Raw genomic sequence first — 21745 nt, 5'->3', positions numbered from 1 at the left:
CTTACGTTTCCGCTGGCCGAACAGATGCTGCAATCTCACAAGCCTTGGCAACGAAGCGCGGAGCACGATCCGTGTTGAAACGGGCAAAAAATGAAAGCGGCGGCGCAATCCAATCCGACTTGAGAGACTGCAAACGTCCGTCTTTAATCTCCTCCGAGACCAGGGAGCGGGGCAGCAACGCAACCCCCAAGCCCTCATTGACCATCGGAAGACACGCGGACAGAGCGCTCGAGTGAATGATCTTGCCCGCGTCATAGCCACCCTTCGCAGCCAGCTCGTGCAGCGCACGTGCGGCACTCGTATGACGGGCATGAGTTAAAACGGCCTTGTCAAAGAAACGCGCGACTGATGTCCCGCCTGCTAGCTCGTTCGCAAGGTCCGCGTTGGCGACCCAAACATAAGGTTCCTCGGACAACGCCTGTTCGCCGGTTGCTTGAAATGCAAAAGGACCATTCTGCAGCGCCAGATCGAGCCGTCCTTCGCGCAAGCGCTCGTCAATCTGACGGGATAGATCGACCTCCAGCTCGACGCGCAGGTTTGGGTACTCTTGTCGCAAAAGCCGCAGGAACGATTGCAGCCATGTGCAAGCCACAAGTTCTGTGACACCAAGCCGAAGGCGTTCTTCGATCAACTCTTGACGTCCCGCCGCCTCCAACAGGGCTTCTCCGGCGCGAAGAATGTCCCGTGTTAGAACGAGGAGCTCCCGACCCTTCTCGGTCAGGCGTACTGAACCTGCGTCTCGATAAAGAAGCGCAACATCCAAAGCCATTTCCAGAGCAGAAATCCGCGACGAGATATTAGGCTGCGTCGTTCCGAGAGCAGTCGCAGCGGCTCGGAAGGTGCCAGTGTCAACGACAAAGGCAAAAGCTTCGAGTTGCTTCAGTGTGATCTGACTTTTTATCATTTTGGCCTACAGGATCAGTTTTCATGATCATGCACGGCCTCGATTTTTCAGCAACTTTAATCGTGAGAAAACCACTCTTCGATCGGATGGCTCAGTCCGCAAAGTGTTGTGAGCAGACCTTAGTTTTGCCGGGGGCAAGGTCCAAATTGTCCCGCTCTACGGTCCTTGCCACAGACAGCAGCGAACGGCTGGTATTCGAGTAACTGAGCGCGCTCAAATTGCCGCAGGTCGATGATACCGCTGCTATTGTCGACGCTAGTAGTTTACCTGCTCAAATCCGTAATTGCCCTCATAGTCACGCCAATCAACGAAGACGGACCGGTGATAGATACCCGGGCAATTCTGGCCCCAACGTTCGAGACCGACATGGGCCTCGGGCAGGGCAGTTATGGAAGATCGTTGCCAGGAGAAATCGCCTTGGGTCCTGTAAGTGCCAAGGACTACAGTCGCGCTGCGATTGCAGTCACCGTCACGACCGGATTCATGCTGCCGCGCATAGCGAATATCAAAGACGCGGATGGACCGCACGAAGTTGAATTCAGGTCCGCTGATATCGATGTCTGCGCGATCTTGAACGTGCTGAAGAGCCCAGTTGGCTGGAACGAGATCGTAAACTGGCGAGGATTGGAGCGGCCGACGGTTGTCGGGCCGGTACAAAACTTCAAATATGCGCCCAGCGTTGTTTGATGGCCGATCGCTCTCATAGGAGGCGCCCATGGGACAGCGCCAGATTTGCAGCGGCGGTTCCACCGGCCAGGGCGTTATCCGCCTGATGAATTCGGCGCGAGCCCGGGCGCATGGTACCGAAGCCGGCCAACCGCCAGACAGACACAAGAGGATCGCGCAGTCGATCGGGTATGTCTGCGCTCGGGCGGACATTGGTAGCGAAAGACCAGTCACGGTCAAAGCGACTGCGACTGAGGGGAGGAGCTTCTTGACTGAATGGCGCATGCTGAGGAACCTCGTGACAGGAATCCAGCATACATACGATAATATACTATCGCAACACTAACTATAACGACGCATAATGAAGTTTATGTTAATTTCCAGATCCCGCCATCTTGTACCACCCGCGACTCAGACAACAGCTTCTACAGATGCGCCGCAACGTCTCGTTCTGCGGCCATTGCGATATGGGGGTCGGTTTTCTGGTAGACGGAAGTGGCGATATTCTGGACCGAATCCGGGGTGTTTGAGAGGTGGGCGAGGATCTCCGCCTCGCGACGCATACGGTTGGAGAGCAACCGTTTGACGTAAGGTTGCGGATCCCGGAGTATAGGTCCGTGCCCCGGAAAGTAGATCCTATCTTCGCGCTCAATCAGCCGGTGTAGCCGCGCGCAGTAGTCGTGCACGTTTCCGTTAGGGGGCTGACGATCGAACTGTTCCAACTCATAACGTGGTCGCCCGTGAAGAGCACTCCGTCAGGTCTCGCGAAACAAAGGTGATCGCTCGCGTGACCGGGTGTGTGCAGGACGGTAAGACCGGCGATGACCTGTCCGTCCTCCAGAAACCGGTCAGGTCGAAATGCATCGTCAGGGAATGCCCGTGAGACATAAACAGGCGCCTCTGTCCTTTCGCGCACGGCTGGGGCGGCTCCGAAATGATCAGAATGGTGGTGTGTGAGCAGAATCCCGGATGGTTTGGCCCCCAAACTTTCGACGATTGCCTCGAAATGCGCACGGTCTTCTGCTGGGCCGGGGTCGATTATGAGCCGACCATCAGGCGTATCAATGATGTAGCTATTTGTCCCGTGGTAGGTCATCTTTCCGGGATTGTTCGCGACGATCCTCAGAATTCCAGGGGCCAATTCGACTCCCTTCGCGCGGCAAGGCTCCGGCTCTGAGAAAAACATGCTGCTTCTTTTCATTGTGTGCGACCAGGTATTGATTGCGAACAAACCTGTTCGCACAGTTTTCCGCATTGCTCTCGCATGGAGTCGGAAACCTCAGGCTGGCGTCCAGTGCCTGTCAAATCTGGCATCGGACCATTTCAACTTATATTGGACCAAGACCGTATGAGACTGAAACAGTCTGATACAGTCTTGGGCTGGCAGTCACACGCGGCGGCGATTATGGTAAGCAGTATACAGAACTACAGCAATTGTCGCCTTCGTCAGATCCCCGAGAAGGAACGGGTAAAGACCGGCGTTCAGCAACTTTTCGCCATAACCGACAAAGCCACCCAACCAGAACAGCCCTGCGCAGTACATGATTATCGAACCAAACAAGACAGCGACAGATGCTCTGAATGCGGGCCGAAGCCCTTGCAGTGCTTGAACAATCCTTCCGGTAGCGGCCGCTGCAAGTGCGAAGCCTATCAGGTATCCGCCTGTGGGACCCGCAATATACGCCAGTCCGGCCGGCGCCGGAGGCGTGCCTGCGAAGACCGGCAAGCCAAGTAGACCTTCGAAAAGGTATGTCACAACAACAAGACTACTGCGCACCGGCCCCAGGAAAAGACCCAGACCCAAGACAACCAGGGTTTGTGTAGACATAGGAACCGGGTAGAACGGCACCACGATTTTGGCGGATAGTGTCAGAAGAATTGTGCCGACGAGTATGATCGAGATCTCTCGCGTCAGTTTTGCGAGTGATTGGCTTTGAGTGGTTTCCAAATTCATCTTTTACGTCCTTGTTTCTGTAGATTGTTGATTTTTCGGGTAGTAAGCTCACATGCGCTTTGCGACTTCTTCCAACATGACTTCGCTCGCCCCGCCGCCGATGGCCTGCACACGGGCATCGCGTGACATGCGTTCCACCGGTGTTTCGCGCATATAACCCATGCCGCCGTGAAACTGGACGCAGTCATAAAGCACAGTGTTCACCAGTTCCCCGCAATAAGCTTTGACCATCGAGACCTCTTTCACGCAGTCACGACCTGCGGCATCCAGACCCGCGGCGTGATAGACCAACTGACGTCCTGCCGCGATCCGCGTCTGACAGTCGGCCAGCCGTTGGCGCACGGCCTGCTTGTCCCACAGAACGCCGCCAAAGGCCCTGCGCTGCTTGACATAATCCACGGTCATCTCCAGCGCGGTCTGCGCTTCGGCACAGGCCATCGCACCCAGCACGATGCGTTCGTTCTGGAAGTTCTTCATTACCGAATAGAAGCCGCGGTTGACCTCGCCCAAAACGTTTTCGGCCGGGATGCGGACATCTTCGAAGATCAGTTCGGCAGTGTCCGAGCACAGCCAGCCGGTCTTGTTCAACGCCCGTCCGACCGAAAAGCCCGGCGTGCCTTGTTCGACCGCAAAAATGGTGATCCCGCGGGACCCCTTGGCATCGGGATCGGTCTTGGCACCGACAAAGTAGAGATCGCCATGCACGCCGTTGGTGATGAACATCTTGGTGCCGTTCAGCACCCAATCCGACCCGTCCCGCACCGCGCGGGTGCGCATGCCCGCGACGTCCGAGCCCGCGCCAGGCTCGGTCACTGCGACGGCGGTGATCATTTCGCCCGAGGTGATCGATGGCATCCACCGCGCCTTTTGTTCGGGCGTGCCGGCATTTTCCAGATGCGGCGAGGCCATGTCGGTGTGGACCAGAACCGTGGCCGAGAATCCGCCGTAAGTGGATCGCCCGACCTCTTCGGCCAAAACCACGCTGGACATCACGTCCAGCCCCGCGCCGCCATACTGTTCGTCATAGCGCATCCCCAGCACGCCGAGATCACCCATCCGGCGCAGCACGTCGCGGGGGACCTTGCCCTCCTCCTCCCAAGGCTCGGCCTTGGCGGTCACCTCGGTTTCGATGTACCTGCGCAGCTGGTCGCGGATCATGTCGAGGTCTTCGTTGAACGGGCCGGTGACCTGAGTAATGCTGTCTTGTCTGGTCATGTGTTTTCCTCTGGATCGAGTTTGATAAGTGGGGCGTGCCCGGCAACCGTATCGCCGGGTGCACAATAGATTTCAGTCACCACGCCCGCGACCGGCGCGGTCAGGCTTTGCAAGAGCTTCATGGCCTCCAGCACCATCAGCGCGTCACCGGCTTCGACGCGGTCGCCGGGCGCGACGCGCAGCTCGGCGACCGCGCCGGGCATGGGTGCGGACAACAGGTTAGCGCCGCCAGATCCGCCGGTGGCACGTTGCAGATGCTGGTCTTCCAGCGTACGCAGATCTGTCGCGGTCATTCCGGCAGAGGTTTGCAGGTGCACCCGCCAATGATCGCGGGAACGTTCGAAATGGGCGATGTGCGCAAATGGAACACCGTCGATGCGTCCGCTCAGACGGTCCCCGGTCAGGGCGGCGGTTTCGACCGTGATGGTCAGGCCGCCTAGCGGCCCGGCGGCGAATATTGTTCCGGAGCCGGTCACGCGGATCGGGTCGTCATTGGTTGTATCCCAATAAGATGCCGCACCGGGCCGTCCGCCAGGGGCCGTGAGCCGCCATGACCCAAGGCTTTCCCAGGGCGACGCGCCCGCCGCCGCTGGCGCGAGATGCAGGTGCAGCGCAATCGCGGCAAGGGCCATGTCCCGGGGATCGGGGGTCGGGCGCGTCCAGCCATCGGGGAACATCTCGGGCAAACCCGATGTGTGGTGCCGGAACGTCTGAAAATCCGGATGCAGCAGCAGGGCACGTTGATAGGCCAGGTTCAGACCGACGCCGCCGACGGCAAAGTCATCCATCGCGGCAACCGCCCGGCGGATCGCTCCGGCCCGGTCCGGCGCATGGACGACCAGCTTGGCAATCATCGAATCGTAATGGTGGCTGACGACCGAGCCTGCTTCGACCCCTGTGTCCAGCCGCACACCCACGGGCGGAGCCCAAAGGGTGATCTGGCCCGTTTCGGGGCGGAAATTTTCGGCCGGGTTTTCGGCGGCGATGCGGATTTCAATGGCGTGCCCGTCGAATTTCACATCCGATTGCGCCAGTGTCAGTGGCTCGCCCCGCGCGATGCGCAACTGCCATTCAACCAGGTCGATGCCGGTGATCGCCTCGGTCACGGGGTGTTCGACCTGCAGGCGGGTGTTCATTTCAAGAAAGTAATATTCGCCACGGGCCGGATCATAGAGGTATTCCACCGTCCCGGCCGAGCGATAGCCGATCGCCTGCGCCAGCCGCACAGCCGCCGCGCGCATGTCGTCGCGCAATGCCTCGGGCAGATCTGCGGCGGGGGCCTCTTCGATCAGCTTCTGGTGGTTGCGCTGAAGCGAACAGTCGCGGTCGCCAAGATGCAGCGCGGTGCCGTGAGTATCGCCCAGCACCTGAACCTCGACGTGGCGGGCGCGGGGCGCGTAGCGTTCAAGGAACACCGCCGGATCGCCAAAGGCCCCCTGGGCCTCGGCCCGGGCGGATGCGATCGCCTCGGGTGCCTCGCCCAGATCGGTGACCAGCCGCATCCCGCGCCCGCCGCCGCCTGCGCTGGCCTTGACCAGAAAGGGGGTGCCAAGCGCCTCGGCCTCTTCCAGCAGGCACGCAACGGACTGATCTTCGCCGCGATAACCGGGTAGCACGGGCACGCCTGCGTCCTCGGCAGCCGCCTTGGCCTCGATTTTCGACCCCATCATGGCAATTGCATCGGGCTTCGGCCCGATGAACACAAGGCCCGCCGCCTCGACCGCGGCCGCGAAACCGGCGTTTTCCGACAGAAAGCCATAGCCCGGATGCAGCGCCCCCGCGCCGGTCGCGCGTGCGGCATCCAGAATGGCCCCGACGTTCAGATAGCTTTCCGAAGGGGCCGCCCCGCCGATGCAGACGGCATGATCGGCCTTGTGCACGAAGGGCGCGTCGCGGTCGGCCTCTGAAAACACAGCCACGCTTTCCAACCCTAGTTTGCGGCATCCGCGCTGAATACGGCGGGCAATCTCGCCCCGGTTGGCGATCAGAACGCGGGTGAAGCTCATTTCACCCGCCATGACGGAACGCCCTTGTTGATGAAGCTGTTGATGCCTTCGATACCTTCCTCCGTCTCCCACGCATCGGCCAGCCGGTCGGCGGTGTAGATCATATTGGTCTCCAGATCGTGGGACGCGACATAGGCGATCAGCGCCTTGGTATCGGCCACGGCACCCGGCGCGGCCTGAAGGTGATCATGCACCACCCGGTTCACCGTGGCGTCCAAGTCGCCCGGCGCGACAACTTCGGTCAACAGACCGATCCGCTCGGCGCGGGCGGTGTCGAACAACGCCCCCGACAGCATGGTCTCACGCGAATGCACCTTGCCGATGCGGGCCACCACGTAAGGCGATATATTCGCGGGCAGAAGGCCCAGCTTGACCTCGGTCAGACCGAAGCGCGCGCCTTCGGCGCCGATGGTGTAGTCGCAGACGGAAATCATGCCGACACCGCCACCGTAGGCCGGGCCGTTGATCCTCCCGATCAAGGGTTTGGGCCGCGTGTCAAGACGGCGCAACAACCGCGCCAGCGTGGCGCTCTGGTCTACCCGTTCGGCACGGGACTTTTCGATGTTTGACGAGAACCAGTTGAAATCGCCGCCCGCGCAGAAGCTCTTGCCCGCGCCGGTCAGGACCACAATACGCACATCGTCATCTGCAGCCAGCTTTTCGGCGGCATCGTATAGCTCTGCGATCAATTCGCCATTCAGCGCATTGTGTTTGTCGGGGCGGTTGAGCGTCAGCGTGGCGACGCCGCGCGCATCAGTTTCGACAAGGATCGTGTTGTAGGTATTGGTCAACTTGAAGCCTCACATTCTGAATACAGGCGTATGGCGACCGGCTTCGGGCACCGATGTCACGATGGCCAGGCACAGGCCAAGGATATCGCGGGTTTGCGCGGGTTCGATCAGCCCGTCATCCCAAAGCCGCGAGGTGGCATAATAGGGATCGGACTGTTCACCATACTGGGCCCGAACTTGCTCCTCGATCAGCTTCATGTCGGCCTCCATCTTGCCCGGGTCGCCCCCTTTCTGGCGGCGCAGTTCCAGCATCACATTTGTGGCGATGTCGGCAGACATGGTGGCCAGTTCCGCCGTGGGCCAGGCAAAGAGAAAATTCGGGGCGAAACCACGTCCGCACATGCCGTAGTTGCCCGCCCCGTATGAGCCGCCCAAGAGGACCGAAAGGCGCGGCACCTTGGCCACCGACATGGCATAGACCAGCTTGGCGCTGTCCTTGGCGATTCCGCCGCGTTCGGCGTCGGTTCCGACCATGAAGCCCGAGATGTTGTGCAGGAACAACAGCGGGATGTTCCGTTGATCGCACATCGACACGAACTGCGCGCCCTTCAGCGAACTTTCGGACAAAAGCGCGCCGTTGTTGGCCAGAATGCCAACCCGGTATCCATGGATGCACGCCGTGCCGCAGACCAGCGTTTCGCCCCAACCGGGCTTGAATTCGCGGAATTCGCCGGCGTCGATCATGCGCAGCAGTACCTCGCGCATGTCATAAGGCTCCTTGCGGTCGGCGCTGATCACGCCAAGCAGCTCGGAGGGATCATGGGCGGGCGCTTCGGGGGTCTGGTCCGGCTGCATCGCGCGCGATTGGCCCAGCTCGGCCACGATGTCGCGCATGAGTGCCAATGCGTGATACTCGTCCTCGGCCAGATGGTCGGACACCCCCGAAACACGCGAATGCATCTCGGCCCCGCCCAGCGTTTCGCCATCGACCTCTTCGTTGATCGCCACCTTGACGATTGACGGCCCGCCCAGATGGATGCGCGCATTTCCGCGCACCATGATGACCTCGTCCGACAGGGCGGGAATATAGGCGCCGCCCGCCGTGCAGCCGCCGAACACGGCCGAGATCTGCGGCAGACCGCTGGCCGACATGTTGGTCTGGCGATAGAAGGAATTGCCGAAATGCCGGGCATCGGGGAAAACCCGATCCTGTTCCGGCAGATAGGCGCCGCCGCAGTCCACCAGATAGAGGCAGGGCAGCCGGTTATCCGCCGCGATTTCCTGGGCGCGAATGTGCTTCTGCACCGTCTCGTGATAAAATGATCCGCCTTTCACCGTGGCGTCATTGGCGATCACCACGCAGGGCAACCCGTGGACAATACCGATGCCGGTCACGATCCCCGCGCCGGGCACCTCGTCCCCATATTGCCCGTAGGTTGCAAGCGATGACAGTTCCATGAACGCGGTGCCCGGATCCACCAGCAGGTCGATCCGTTCACGCACCAGAAGCTTGCCGCGCTTGCGATGCCGCGCGACCATGTCGGGGCGGCCGCCAGCCGTTGCTTCGGCGATCCGCGCGCGCAGCGTTTCGACGCGCTCGCTTTGTGCGGCGTGGTTGCGGGTGTAGGTCTCTGATGCGGTCTGTACCGCTGTTTCAAGTCGTGCCATGAAGTCAGGTATCCTGTCTTTGGAGTATCCCGTTGAGGAACACATCGGCATAGGTGCGTGACAACGCATCGGCGCTACCGCGGTCCGGGTCGAACCAATCGAGCGTAGCGTTCAATGTACCGATCAGCATCAGGCGCAGGCGGCGGACATCGACGTCTTGTTTCAGCGTGCCGTCTTTCTTAAGCTGGGACAGAAGACTGTCCCACTCTGCCTCATAGGCCCGTCGCGTGGGCAAGTTGGCATCCCGCACGGATTGCGGCACCTGCCCGAAAATACGCACATTCGCCGATGTATAATCGCTCACATCAAGAAGTGCGCGCAGATGCGCCCGGATCGCGGCGCGCAGTACCGTTTCACCATCGGTATCGGCTGGCAGGGCGGTGATGGCGTCTCTCATGCTCGCGTGAACGACTTGAATCCCTGCATCAAGAACGGCCGCGACGATCTCGTCCTTGGAACCAAAATGATAATATATGCTGCCCGCCTTGATCCCGGCGGCCTCGGCAATTTTTCGGAGCGAAACGGACCCGTAGCCTTGTTCGCGGAAAAGCCGCGCGGCAATGTCCAGCACCCCGTCCCGTCCGACCGCGCTGCGCGCTGTCTCGGGGGCTTTGTTTGTCGTGGTTTGTTTCATGGGTCTTCTATTCACCTCAGCGCCTAACTAACGACTGTTAGGTAAACGATGTACGTGAGTCAACCTTTCTGAGCATGCTCGCGTGGCGGTTGCGGTAAAGACCGTCCGAGCGGCCATCATGGGGCCGCCCGGACATGAACGTTCTTGCCCGGACCTTGCCATCGGGTCCGGGCAAATGCCTTAGATCACGAACCCGCCGCCGCAGATGACATGCTGGCCGGAAATGAAGTTCGATTCGGGCGCGCAGAACAGATAAACCGCACCTGCGGCCTCTTCCGGCGTGCCGACCCGACCCAGCGGAATCATGCGCTCCATCTGGGACAGGAGATCGGGATTCACGCCGACCTTGATCTCTTTTTCCTCGACCTTGATCGTGCTGTCGCCATCCGCGCTGCCTTCGGTCAAGCGGGTGCGAATCGGGCCGAAGGCGACGGCGTTGACGTTGACCTTATAGCGGCCCCATTCCTTGGCCATCGTCCGGGTGACCCCTAGGATACCGGCCTTAGCGGCGGAATAGTTGATCTGGCCAGCATTGCCGCCGGTCCCTGCGATGGACGAGATGTTGACTACTTTGCGGAACACTTCCTGTCCGGCGGCGGCCTCTTCCTTGGCCTTGGCGCTGATCACCGGCTGGGCAGCGCGCAGGATCTTGAAAGGTGCCGTCAGGTGGACGTCGATGATCGCCTGCCACTGTTCGTCGGACATCTTCTGAACGACGCTATCCCAAGTGTAGCCTGCGTTGTTCACGATGATGTCTAACCCGCCAAAGCTGTCCACGCCGGTCTTGATGAACCGTTCGGCAAAACCGTCTTCGGTAACGCTGCCGGCACAGACCACGGCCTCAGCTCCCATCGCGCGCACCGCCTCGGCGGTTTCATTGGCCGGACCGGCGTCCAGATCGTTGATCACCAGCCGGGCCCCTTCCGAGGCCAGTTTGAGAGCGATTTCGCGGCCAATGCCCCGGCCCGAGCCCGAGACCAGCGCCACGCGCCCGTCGAGTTTTCCAGTCATATTGATTCCTCCCGAAAGGCGCTATCAGGCTTTTTCATAAAGCGTGGTGACGCAGGCCCCGCCGAGGCCCAGATTGTGCTGAAGCGCCAGACGTGCGCCATCAACCTGGCGCGCATCTGCCTGGCCGCGAAGCTGCTGAACGAGCTCGGTACATTGCGCTAGGCCGGTCGCCCCAAGCGGATGGCCTTTGGACAAAAGACCGCCCGACGGGTTGGTCACGTATTTTCCGCCGTAGGTGTTGTCGCCATCATCAACGAATTTCGCCGCTTCGCCGCGCCCGCAAAGGCCAAGCGCCTCATAGGTGATAAGCTCGTTGTGGGCGAAACAGTCGTGCAGTTCGACCACATCCACGTCCTCGGGCCCGATGCCCGCGTCCTCGTAAACCTGATCGGCGGCGCGCTTGGCCATCGAAAAGCCGACCACTTCGCGCATGTCATGGGCTTCGAAAGTTTCCGGGCCGTCCGTCGTCATGGCCTGCGCCGCGATCCGAACCGAACTGTCCAGTCCGTGCTTGTCGGCGAATTCCTTGGAGCAAATGATCGCGGCGGCCGCGCCACAGGTTGGCGGACAGGCCATGAGCTTGGTCATGACGCCGGGCCAGACGACCTGGGCGGCCATGACGTCTTCCGCCGTCACCTCCTGCCGGAACAGGGCAACCGGATTCTTCGCAGCATGTCGGCTGGCCTTGGCGCGGATTTTTGCGAAGGTTTCCAGGGGGGTGCCGAACTCGTCCATATGCGCCTTGCCCGCACCGCCGAAGTACCGCAGCGCCAGCGGGATCTCGGCACTGCCAACCAGTTCGTCGGTTTCACTGTCGAATGCCGCAAACGGGCTGACCCGGTCATGGAACATCGCACCGATTGCGCCGGGCTGCATCTGTTCGAACCCAAGTGCCAGAGCACATTCGACCGCGCTGCTTTCAACTGCCTGCCTGGCCAGGAACAGGGCGGACGATCCGGTCGAGCAGTTGTTGTTCACATTCAGAACCGGGATGCCTGTCATTCCGACATGGTACAGGGCGCGCTGACCGCAGGTGCTGTCGCCATAGACATAGCCCACATAGGCCTGTTGGACTTTATCATAATCCAACCCCGCGTCTGCCAGAGCGGACCGGGTCGCAGCGGTCGCCATCACATCGTAGCTTTCGGATTTTCCCGGCTTCTGGAACGGGACCATCCCAACGCCTGCAACATAGGCTTTGTCTGTCATTTCTCTCTCTCCCAAGTTCGGTCAGGCCACCCTAATCGGTCCGCCAGCCTATTTTCTACCATTTGTTAGATTTTAAATCCCAACCTTGGGAAGTGTCAATATCGCCAAGCTGTGACGTAGGGAGCTTGCGCTGTTTTCTAACTTGTGTTTGTTTTCGGGCCACACGCCCTGATCGGCGGCACAATTGAGGGATTCTGGTCCCGGCGCAACCGCTGACAAGCGTTTAGCACTCAGCTTACGAAAGGTGGTCGGAATGGCATACTGTTATGAGTTCAAGGGTTTTATACCCGTCGTGCCCGAGGATACATATGTCCACCCCCAGGCCGTTCTGATCGGAAATGTCATCTTGGGTCATGGATGCTACATCGGCCCCGGAGCAAGCTTGCGGGGCGATTTCGGCAGGATCGTGATCGGGGATGGAGCCAATGTTCAGGACAATTGCATCATCCATTCCTTTCCCGGCCGCGACGCCGTGGTGGAAAGCGACGGCCACATCGGCCATGGCGCGATCCTGCACGGTTGCACAGTGGGCCGGAACGCTCTGGTCGGAATGAATTCCGTCATTATGGATGGTGTAGAGCTTGGGGCGGAATCGATTGTCGGCGCGCAGGCGTTTGTGCGTGGCGAAACCGTGATTCCGCCGCGTTCGATGGTGGTGGGATCGCCGGCAAAGGTGATCCGCGAGGTCAGCGAGAAAGAAATCGCGTGGAAAACGCGCGGCACCGCTGAATACCAGCAACTTGCGCGCGATAGTCTGGCCGGATTGACGCCGGTCGAGCCGCTGAAGGCGGTCGAGGCAGACCGGCCCGGCATGGCGGCCTCTGACGTCGTCTCCATTCAGGAGGCGCGGCGGACATCGTCCTGACCTGTCCGGGAACCGGACCGGTCAGGACTACTTCAGATTCCGAAAGCGCCAGATGGAAGCGCCTTGACGCGGAACGGCACTCCCCGACCCGGTGTGCCGTCCCTCAAGCCTTTACAGACGGAAGATCCCGTAGTGCGGATCGTCGATCGGTGCATTGAGCGAGGCAGAAATCGACATGCCAAGCGCGTTGCGTGTGTCCGCCGGATCGAGGATGCCGTCGTCCCACAATTCCGAGGTCGAGGTATAAGCCTCGACATCGCGCTTGTATTTTTCCAGCACCGGTTCGCGGATCGCGGCGATTTCTTCTTCGGTCAGCTCTTTGCCTTCGCGCTGAAGCTGCCGAATCTTGACGTCAGCCATGGTATTGGCGGCCTGATCCGCCCCCATCACGCCGATCTCGGCCTGGGGCCACATGAACAGCGTGCGCGCGTCCCAGGCCCGTCCGCACATCCCGTAGTTGCCGGCCCCGTAAGAGGCATTGGCGATCACTGTGAACTTCGGCACGACCGAGCCGCCCTGCGCCATCAGCATCTTGGCGCCATCCTTGGCGATGCCTCGTTCTTCGTATTCGCGGCCCACCATATAGCCGGTGATGTTCTGGAAAAAGACCAGAGGCGTGCGGTTCTGGTTGCACAACTGCATGAAATGCGCTGCCTTGAGCGAACTGTCGTTGAACAGCACCCCGTTGTTGGCAAGGATGCCGACCTTGTAACCCCAGATATGGGCAAAGCCGCACACCATCGTGGTGCCATAGTTCGGCTGGTATTCGTGAAAGCGTGAGCCGTCCACGATCCGGGCCAGAACCTCGCGCATGTCGAACTGGGTTTTCCGGTCTTTTGGAATGATCCCGTAGAGTTCTTTGGGGTCATAGTAAGGCTCTTCATAGGCCGCGGTTTCGATGATCGTTTTCGGCGTGCGCTTCCACTGGCCGACAATCTCGCGGGCCAGTGAAAAGGCGTGTTGTTCGGTCGCGGCGCGATAGTCGCCGGTGCCCGATACCGAGGTGTGCATGACCGCGCCGCCAAGCTCCTGAACACCGACCTCTTCGCCGGTAGCCGCCTTGACCAGCGGGGGACCGCCAAGGAAAATCGCCCCTGTGCCTTCGATGATGATGTTGTAGTCGCTCAGCGTCGGCACATAGGCGCCGCCAGCCGTGCAGTGACCGCCGACCACGGCAATCTGCGGGATATTGGCCTGGCTCAGCTTGACCTGGTTGCGGAACACCCGCCCGCCCAGATACCGGTCGGGAAAGACCCCGTGCTGCAGCGGCAGGAAACCGCCCGCGCTGTCGCAGATATGGATGACCGGCAGTCGGTTTTCCAAGGCGACGTCAAGAAGACGCACGATCTTTTTCACGGTATGCGGATACCAGGCACCGCCCTTGACGCTGGCGTCATTGGCATGAATGGCGACCTCGCGGCCCTGCACGATGCCGATGCCTGTCACCACAGCGGCGCCAGGGACGGTGCCGTCGTATTCGCGACAGGCGGCAAGTGTGGAAAACTCCAAAAAGGGCGTGCCGGGGTCCAGTAGTAGTTTCAAGCGCTCGCGCACGCCCAGTTTGTTCTGGCGGGCAAGGCGGTCGATATCGCGTTGCGGGCGTTCGAAACGCGCTGCGTGCTGGCGGGCGTGGAATTCCTTCAGCCGTTCAGACATGGCGGCAAAATTTGCCTTGTAGTCGGCGGCATTGGTGTCGATCTGACTTTCAATTCTGCGCATGGTCACTCCTCCTCCGGAACCAATTGGGCCAGGATGTCTTTCAGACCGAAACTGTCGCCTTCAGCGAACGGCAATTCAGCAACGACCCCGTCGCGCGGCGCCGTCAGTGTGGTTTCCAACTTCATGCTTTCGATCACCAGAAGCGGCTGGCCTTCGTTGACCTGGTCGCCGGGCTTGACCGCAATGGACACGACAACACCCGGCATCGGCGCGGTGACCCGGTCGTCGCTGCTGCCGCTGTCGCCGCCCGCCAGGCGCTCGGCCGGGTCAATACGCCTTATCTCATGGACGCGCCCGTTCATATGCACGAAGGTTGCGTCCGGTCCGGCGGCCAGCCGCAATTCCCGGACCTTGCCATTTGCACGCAGCACATGGCCACCCTTTGCCCCGGCGGCTTCCAGCTGACAGGGAATTGCCCCGTCGGGTGTGTTCAGTATGAAGCAGGCCCCGTCATGGGCCAACCAGGTTTCGGTCTCCTCGCCGTCGATTTGAAAAATCCGTCGCATCAGTTTCTCCACCCGCCCATCTTGCGGTGCATCTCCGGTATCTGCATGACTTCACTCACCAGCCGCTCGTCCGACAGGGCCGCTGCCGCCATCAGCAGGTCCGAGACATCTTCGCCCGGCGCAGTCAGCGTTTCGGATTGTTCAGTCAGGAACCCGGTTGAAATGTCGCCCGAGGCAAAATCGGGATGCGCAAGGATTGCATCCAGATAGCCGGTGTTGGTTGTCACCCCCAGAACCACATAGTTCTGCACCGCCTGCCGCGCGCGGGCGATGGCCTGCGCGCGATCCCGGCCATGTACGATCAGCTTGGACAACATCGGGTCGAAGTCGGTCGTTACCTTGCCGCCGTCCAGAATGCCGCTGTCTACGCGGACACCCTCGCCCTGGGGTTCGTCCAGCAGCAGGATATCGCCGATCGCGGGCCGGAAATCGGCCGTCGCGTCCTCGGCACAGATGCGCAGTTCGATCGAATTGCCGTTCTGTGGAATATCCGCCTGCACGGCGCTCAGCCCGTCGCCCGCCGCGACACGCAGCTGCTCGGCAACCAGATCAAAGCCGGTTACCATCTCGGTCACCGGATGTTCGACCTGAAGGCGGGTGTTCATTTCCAGGAAATAAAAGGCCCCGTCCTGCGCATAGATGAATTCAACGGTCCCTGCCCCGCGGTATTTGACGGCGCGGGCAATTCCGGCAGCGGTCTCGCAGATCTTATCCCGTTGCTCGGGGGTCAGCGCCGGTGAGGGCGTTTCCTCGATAATCTTCTGGAACCGGCGCTGGATCGAACATTCGCGTTCCCAGAAATGGACCACGTTGCCTTGCCCGTCGCCCATCACCTGCACCTCGATATGGCGCGGGCGTTCGATGTAACGTTCGACAAACAGGCGGCCGTCACCGAAATACCGTTCGCCTTCGCGGCGCGCGGTTTCGATTTCGGTCTCCAGCGTGCTGTCCTCGCGTACGACGCGCATGCCCTTGCCGCCACCGCCCGCCGAGGGCTTGATCAGCAGCGGATAGCCAACGGCGCGGGCACGTTCGACAAAGCTCGCCGGATCGTCATCCTCGATCGCCGAGGGGGCGACGGGAAACCCGCGTTCCTCGACAAAGGCGCGGGCGCGGACCTTGTCCCCCATCAGGTCGATGACCTCTGACGTCGGGCCGACAAAGGTCACTCCGGCTTTTTCCAGTGCCGCGACAAAACCGGCATTCTCTGACAGAAAGCCATAGCCGGGATGCACCGCGTCCGCGCCGATCCTTTTGGCGGCTTCGACAATCTGAGGAATATCCAGATAGGCGGCCACGGGCGTCGGGCCGTCGATGGTCACAACCTCATGCGCGATCAGATGGGCAGGCCCCTCTTGTTCCGAGGCATGGCGCAACACGGCCGTCGCAAGCCCGTGTGCGTTGGCGGTGCGCAACACGCGCGCCGCGATTTCACCCCGATTTGCGACCAGAAGTTTCGAAATGGTCATGGAGTTGTCCTCTTAGTTCGGGTTCGCGGCGTTCAGCCCGTCACTTGCGGCCAGATCGGCTGGCACGGGAATTTCGATATCAAGCAGCATCTGCGCAAACCCTTTGCCTTGCGGGTCGATGCGGACAGAGGCGATGCCACCCCCGCCCAAGGATTCATGCAGCATGAAGTTCAGCGCATGGCTTCCGGGCAGGTCGAACCGTTCAACCCTGCCGTCGCAGACATGGGCGAAATAGTCTTTCACCACCTCTTCGCTAAGGGCCGCGCGGATATAGGGCAGGTAGTCCGGCCTGCGCGCAAGGATGCCGATATTGGCGATATCCCCCTTGTCGCCCGAGCGGCCCCAAGCCAGATCGACGAGGCGGACCTTGACAGCGTCCGGGCCGGGCTCGCGGCTATCTGCGGGCGGTGCGGCAGGTGGATCAAGGTGGACTGGCGTAGTGGCCACGCTCACGGGCACATCCTTGCCGTCGACCTCGACCGCTACCGGCGTGGCTGCCTTGTCTTGCAGGAACGAGAACAGACGCACCACCGGCTGCACCTTGGGCCGTCCGGCGAAGAACCCGGTCAGACCCTGCGCGGTCGAAATCGCCATCGGTGCGATTTCTCCGGCAAAGATGTTCAGCGCGGCGCGATCGTCATGGACCGCGCCGATCTTGAGCACCACCTCGCGGGTCCGGGCGCGCGCGTTTGCGCCATAGGCGGCCTCGGCGCCCAGCACCTCGACGCTGACCTGCCGGAAATCGGCCATGTTGCGGTCGCGAAAAATCCGGCGACAGCGGGTCAGGATCGCCTCGGCCACACGTTCGGCCTTGGCGGGTGCATCAATCGCGGCCAGTGTCAGGGTAGAGACGGCGCGCCAGCCATCGGCATGGGTCGCCGACACCTTGTAGCTGTCAGTGCGCCCAAGCCCCCTGCCGCCCTTGACCAGCACCCGGTCGGGTCCGACCTGTTCCAGGGTGACCCCGGACCAGTCGCAGATCACGTCGGGCAACAGGTACGCGCGGGGATCCCCGATTTCATAGAGCATCTGCTCTCCGACTGACCCGGGCACAACCAGCCCGCCGGTGTCAGGCGTCTTGGTCATAGTGAAACTGCCGTCTTCGGACACCTCGACGATGGGCATGCCCATATTGTCCCAACCCGGCACGTCCTGCCAGTCGGTGAAGTTGCCGCCGGTTCCCTGGGGGCCGCATTCGATCAGGTGTCCGGCCAGCGATCCCTGGCTGAGCTTGTCCCAGTCGTCATCGCCCCAGCCGTACTCATGCATCAGCGGACCAAGCGCCACCGCGCTGTCGGCGCAGCGCCCGGTGATCACGATGTCGGCCCCGGCATCCAGCGCGGCAGCGATGGGGCGGGCACCCAGATAGGCATTCATGCTCCAGATATCATCTGGAAATGCGACACCCGAGAACATTTCCGTCTGACCGTTTTTGCGAATTTCATCGGCCCGAGGCAACAGGTCATCTCCCAGCACGACTCCGATGGACAGATCGATCCCGGCCTGGGCGGCGGCTTTGGCAAGCGCATCGCTGCAGCCACGCGGGTTCACGCCCCCGGCATTGGCAACGACCTTGATCCCTTTTGCCTTGATATCCGGCAACCAGGGTGCCAGCGCCTTGACGAAGTCCGGCGCATAGCCCGACTCGGGCGCTTTGGCGCGGGCCCGCGCCATCAGCGACATTGTCACCTCTGCCAGATAGTCAAACACCAGATAGTCGATCTCGCCCTTTGAGACCAGTTGACCGATCGCTTCCGGCGTATCGCCCCAGAAGCCCGACGCGCATCCGATGCGCAGCTTTCGTTCCGACATATTCCTCTCCTCCCCGTTTGATCAGCGGCCCGTCCATTCAGGTTTGCGCTTCTCAATGAAGGCATCAAAGCCTTCGCGCGCGTCTTCGGTCTGCGCCACACGCGGTAAAAGTGTTTCTGCAAACCGCATTTGCTGCGGATAGGTCATATCCTCCATCGCGTGACAGGCGTATTTTCCCAGCCGGATAGCGCTCGGCGACTGCGCGGCGATCTGGGCAACCAGTTCTGCAACCTTGTCGTCCAACCCCGCGGCATCGGTCACATAGTTGACCAGATTGAACTGCAGGGCTTCCTCGGCCGTCAGAGGAACGCCGGTGATGAACATCTCCATCAGCCTCCGCCGGGGCAGCACGCGCATCATGGGTGGCACGATCGTCATGGGAAACAGACCCACCTTCACTTCCGGCGTTCCGATGCGGGCATGATCCGCCATCACAGCCAGATCGCAGGCACAGATGATGCCCGCTCCTGCCCCCATCGCGACGCCATTGATGCGCGCGATCGTTGGCTTTCGGCACGCCTGTATCGTCTCGAACAACCTTCCGGCAAAATGATCCGGGTCCGCCGGATCCTGAACAAACGGGCCGCCATCCGCCCCCGCCTTGATGTCGCCCCCGGCACAGAAGGCGCGCTCGCCCTCGCCGGTCAGAACGATCACGCGGCAATCGATGTCCCTCTCGGCAGCACATATGGCGGCCATGATCCCGTCTGCGACCTCACGGTTGAGGGCATTTCGATTATCAGGACGTCGAATCGTGATACGCACTTCTTTGCCGAGCACCTGCGATTGAACAACGCTCTCAGTCATTTCCGAAGCTCCCCCCTGTATTCAGGACACCGCGCTTTCTTACGTCAGGTCGTCAAAAGCTTGGCTTGATCTATTTTCTAACATGTGTTTGATTTTGGTCAACAACGCAAACAACATTTTTCGGGAGGACGATATGACCGCTCAAAGTGAGGCCATCGCGGCGCATCTGGAAGCCATCAGGGCGAACTATTCTTTGACCGATGAGCAACGCCAGATTGTCGATCACGTGGATCGGGTGTCGCGCGAGGTGCTACACCCGCTGCAAGCGCGTATGGATGACGAGGAATGGTGGCCCGATGATCTGTTCAAGCAGATGGGCGAGCTGGGCCTGCTGGGGATTACCGCGCCGGAGGAGCTAGGCGGATCGGGACAGAACGAGTTCACCCAGGCGCTGGTGTCCGAGGTGATTTCGAAGTGGAATCCGGCTGTGGGCCTCTCACACGGGGCGCATGACAACCTGTGCCTGAATAACCTGCTGCGCAATGGATCCGAAGAGCATGTGAAGAAATACGTGCCGGGTCTTTGCTCGGGCGAGCTGGTTGGTGCTTTGGGCCTGACCGAACCGGGCGCGGGGTCCGATGCGCTTGGGTCCATGGCGACCACCGCGCGCCGCGACGGCGATGACTACGTCATCAACGGCTCGAAGATCTATATCACCAACGGGCCGATTGCCGATGTGATCCTGCTTTACGCTAAAACCGACAAGTCGAAGGGCGCCAAGGGCATTTCCGCTTTCATAATCGAGACGGACAATCCCGGTTTCAAGGTGGCGCAAAAGCTTGACAAGATGGGCTTTCGCGGCTCGCCAACCGGAGAACTGGTGTTTGAGGATTGCCGCGTACCCGCGTCCGCCATGGTTGGACAGGAAAACACCGGCGTTTCGGTGGTAATGAGCGGGCTGGATCTGGAGCGTGCTATGGTTGCCTCAGTCTGCGTTGGCATGGCCGAACGCGCGCTGGAACTGGGGCTGGAATACGCCAAGATTCGCGAACAGTTCGGCAAGCCGATTGCAAGTTTCCAGATGATGCAGTCGAAACTGGCCGAGATCTACACCGAGGTCGAAACCGCGCGTGCCTTCAGTTATCGGGCGCTGGCCGCCTGTACCGGCCTGCCGAAAGGGGCCGGTGGCCGCGGCGAAATCCACAAGCTGACTGCGGCGGCCTGTCTTTACGCAGGCGAGGCATTCAACAAGGCGGTGACCGAAGCCTGCCATATTCATGGTGGCTCTGGCTACATGCAGGACACCGAGATCAACCGGCTGTTCCGCGCCAACAAGCTGCTGGAAATCGGCGCGGGTACAAGCGAAGTCCGCAAGATCATCATTGCCGAAGAACTTTTGCGCGCCTGAGGGAGACGAGACCATGAACAAGCAACTGCGCAACGACACCGCACTGCCAACACATTTCATGACGGACGAACAGCAGGCCCTGGCCGATCAGGCCGGCAAGTTCTTCATGTCCGAATTCCACCATCTGAATGCGGAAATGGACGATACTGATGACCTGCCGTCTTCGGTTTTCCCCAAGCTGGGCGAAATGGGCTACCTGGGACTGAACGTGCCGACGGAATTCGGCGGTGCCGGGCTCGATTTTACCTCGGCCTGTATCATCACCGAACAGCTGTCGCGATCCTCTGCGGCCATCGGACTGACCCATGTGGCGCACGACAACCTCTGCGTCAATAATATCTATCGCAACGCCAATGACGAGTTGCGCCGCAAGTATCTACCGGGGCTTTGCGATGGCACGTTGATCGGCGCATTGGGCTTGACCGAACCCGGTGCTGGCTCGGATGCGCTGGGCTCTATGCGGACCACGGCGAAGAAGGATGGCGACGATTACATCCTGAACGGGGCCAAGATCTACATCACCAATGGGCCGATTGCCGATCTGGTGCTGGTCTATGCCAAGACATCGCCCGAAAAAGGGGCCAAGGGAATTTCCGCCTTTATCGTGGAAACCGACACGCCCGGTTTCAAGGTGGCGCAGAAGCTCAACAAGATGGGATTCCGGGGCTCGCCGACGGGCGAACTGGTATTCGAAGATTGCCGTGTTCCGGCCAGAAACATGGTCGGCAAGCTGGATGGCGGGGTTGCCGTTACCATGTCCGGACTTGATCTGGAACGTGCCATCGTCTGTTTCAACGCTCTGGGCATTGCGCAGCGGGCGCTGGATATTTCCATCGATTACGCCAAGACACGCCAGCAATTCGGCAAACCGATCGCCAGTTTTCAGATGGTTCAGGCGATGCTGGCCGACATGTATACGCAGATCGAGGCCGCGCGGAGCCTGTCCTTGCGCACCGCTGCCATGTGTGAAGGCCTCGAAGAGGGCGAAGGCGGGCGCGGCGAAATCCACAAGCTCACCGCTGCGGCGATCTACAAGGCCGCTGAGGCGACATCCTTCGTGCTGGACAAAGCTGTCCAGATTCACGGCGGCTCGGGTTACATGCGTGATACAGAAGTGAACCGACTATACCGGACCGGTCGCGTGCTTGAGGTCGGCGCAGGCACCCAGGAGGTTCGCAAACTCATCATCTCTGGCGAATTGCTGAAGAACTAGGGGCGGAA

The 21745-nt window shown here is 60.7% G+C and carries 19 protein-coding genes; 3 read left to right on the top strand and 16 right to left on the bottom strand.

Annotated elements, in window-relative coordinates; genetic code table 11:
• Position 1 precedes the first annotated feature (1 nt).
• From A3728_RS19440 to A3728_RS19380, 11 genes are all read right to left on the bottom strand, one after another.
• Entirely contained in the window at positions 2-904 is a 903-nt protein-coding gene (locus tag A3728_RS19440; RefSeq protein ID WP_067927649.1) for a LysR family transcriptional regulator, read from the bottom strand.
• Between the two features lie 255 nt (positions 905-1159).
• Positions 1160-1855 (bottom strand): hypothetical protein, encoded by a 696-nt coding sequence (locus A3728_RS23790; protein WP_236630568.1) that lies wholly within the window; start codon positions 1853-1855, stop codon positions 1160-1162.
• A 367-nt stretch (positions 1856-2222) separates the two neighbouring features.
• On the bottom strand, positions 2223-2666 hold the full coding sequence (locus A3728_RS23785) for an MBL fold metallo-hydrolase (protein ID WP_236630570.1): 444 nt from the start codon (positions 2664-2666) through the stop codon (positions 2223-2225).
• A 291-nt stretch (positions 2667-2957) separates the two neighbouring features.
• Entirely contained in the window at positions 2958-3524 is a 567-nt protein-coding gene (locus tag A3728_RS19415) for a biotin transporter BioY (RefSeq protein ID WP_067927644.1), read from the bottom strand.
• A gap of 48 nt (positions 3525-3572) precedes the next feature.
• On the bottom strand, positions 3573-4739 hold the full coding sequence (locus tag A3728_RS19410; protein ID WP_067927642.1) for an acyl-CoA dehydrogenase family protein: 1167 nt from the start codon (positions 4737-4739) through the stop codon (positions 3573-3575).
• Positions 4736-6757 (bottom strand): acetyl/propionyl/methylcrotonyl-CoA carboxylase subunit alpha, encoded by a 2022-nt coding sequence (locus A3728_RS19405; RefSeq protein ID WP_067927640.1) that lies wholly within the window; start codon positions 6755-6757, stop codon positions 4736-4738. The genes A3728_RS19410 and A3728_RS19405 overlap by 4 nt, the downstream gene beginning before the upstream one ends.
• Positions 6742-7536, bottom strand: a complete 795-nt coding sequence (locus tag A3728_RS19400; protein WP_067927639.1) for a crotonase/enoyl-CoA hydratase family protein — start codon at positions 7534-7536, stop codon at positions 6742-6744. The genes A3728_RS19405 and A3728_RS19400 overlap by 16 nt, the downstream gene beginning before the upstream one ends.
• Before the next feature lie 9 nt (positions 7537-7545).
• Positions 7546-9144, bottom strand: a complete 1599-nt coding sequence (locus A3728_RS19395) for an acyl-CoA carboxylase subunit beta (RefSeq protein WP_067927633.1) — start codon at positions 9142-9144, stop codon at positions 7546-7548.
• A 4-nt stretch (positions 9145-9148) separates the two neighbouring features.
• On the bottom strand, positions 9149-9778 hold the full coding sequence (locus tag A3728_RS19390; protein ID WP_067927631.1) for a TetR/AcrR family transcriptional regulator: 630 nt from the start codon (positions 9776-9778) through the stop codon (positions 9149-9151).
• Between the two features lie 180 nt (positions 9779-9958).
• A complete protein-coding gene (locus tag A3728_RS19385) occupies positions 9959-10789 on the bottom strand; it encodes an SDR family NAD(P)-dependent oxidoreductase (protein ID WP_067927628.1) in 831 nt (276 codons plus the stop codon).
• Between the two features lie 24 nt (positions 10790-10813).
• On the bottom strand, positions 10814-11998 hold the full coding sequence (locus A3728_RS19380; RefSeq protein WP_067927618.1) for a lipid-transfer protein: 1185 nt from the start codon (positions 11996-11998) through the stop codon (positions 10814-10816).
• Between the two features lie 253 nt (positions 11999-12251).
• On the opposite strand from A3728_RS19380, the gene A3728_RS19375 reads away from it, so the two are divergent.
• Positions 12252-12863, top strand: a complete 612-nt coding sequence (locus A3728_RS19375; RefSeq protein ID WP_067927612.1) for an acyltransferase — start codon at positions 12252-12254, stop codon at positions 12861-12863.
• Between the two features lie 111 nt (positions 12864-12974).
• Here the strand turns inward: A3728_RS19375 and A3728_RS19370 are convergent, their stop codons facing one another.
• From A3728_RS19370 to A3728_RS19350, 5 genes are read right to left on the bottom strand one after another with little or no spacing between them, the layout of a single operon-like run.
• Positions 12975-14582, bottom strand: a complete 1608-nt coding sequence (locus A3728_RS19370; RefSeq protein WP_067927610.1) for an acyl-CoA carboxylase subunit beta — start codon at positions 14580-14582, stop codon at positions 12975-12977.
• 2 nt (positions 14583-14584) lie between these two features.
• Positions 14585-15100, bottom strand: a complete 516-nt coding sequence (locus A3728_RS19365) for an acetyl-CoA carboxylase biotin carboxyl carrier protein subunit (RefSeq protein ID WP_067927607.1) — start codon at positions 15098-15100, stop codon at positions 14585-14587.
• Positions 15088-16557, bottom strand: coding sequence for an acetyl-CoA carboxylase biotin carboxylase subunit (locus A3728_RS19360; protein ID WP_067927605.1), 1470 nt, complete (start codon positions 16555-16557; stop codon positions 15088-15090). Before A3728_RS19360 ends, A3728_RS19365 begins: the two co-directional genes overlap by 13 nt.
• 12 nt (positions 16558-16569) lie before the next feature.
• Positions 16570-18369 (bottom strand): acyclic terpene utilization AtuA family protein, encoded by a 1800-nt coding sequence (locus tag A3728_RS19355; protein ID WP_067927603.1) that lies wholly within the window; start codon positions 18367-18369, stop codon positions 16570-16572.
• Between the two features lie 21 nt (positions 18370-18390).
• Positions 18391-19176 (bottom strand): enoyl-CoA hydratase-related protein, encoded by a 786-nt coding sequence (locus A3728_RS19350; protein ID WP_067927601.1) that lies wholly within the window; start codon positions 19174-19176, stop codon positions 18391-18393.
• 133 nt (positions 19177-19309) lie between these two features.
• Between A3728_RS19350 and A3728_RS19345 the strand changes: the two genes are divergently transcribed.
• Positions 19310-20524 carry an acyl-CoA dehydrogenase family protein gene (locus tag A3728_RS19345; RefSeq protein ID WP_067927760.1) on the top strand — a complete coding sequence of 405 codons (1215 nt, stop codon included), beginning with the start codon at positions 19310-19312 and terminating at the stop codon, positions 20522-20524.
• Between the two features lie 13 nt (positions 20525-20537).
• A complete protein-coding gene (locus A3728_RS19340) occupies positions 20538-21737 on the top strand; it encodes an acyl-CoA dehydrogenase family protein (protein ID WP_067927600.1) in 1200 nt (399 codons plus the stop codon).
• Positions 21738-21745: the final 8 nt, after the last annotated feature.

It is taken from the genome of Sulfitobacter sp. HI0040 (assembly GCF_001634885.1).
Taxonomy (GTDB): Bacteria; Pseudomonadota; Alphaproteobacteria; order Rhodobacterales; family Rhodobacteraceae; genus Sulfitobacter.
This window is presented reverse-complemented; position numbering and strand designations above follow the sequence as displayed.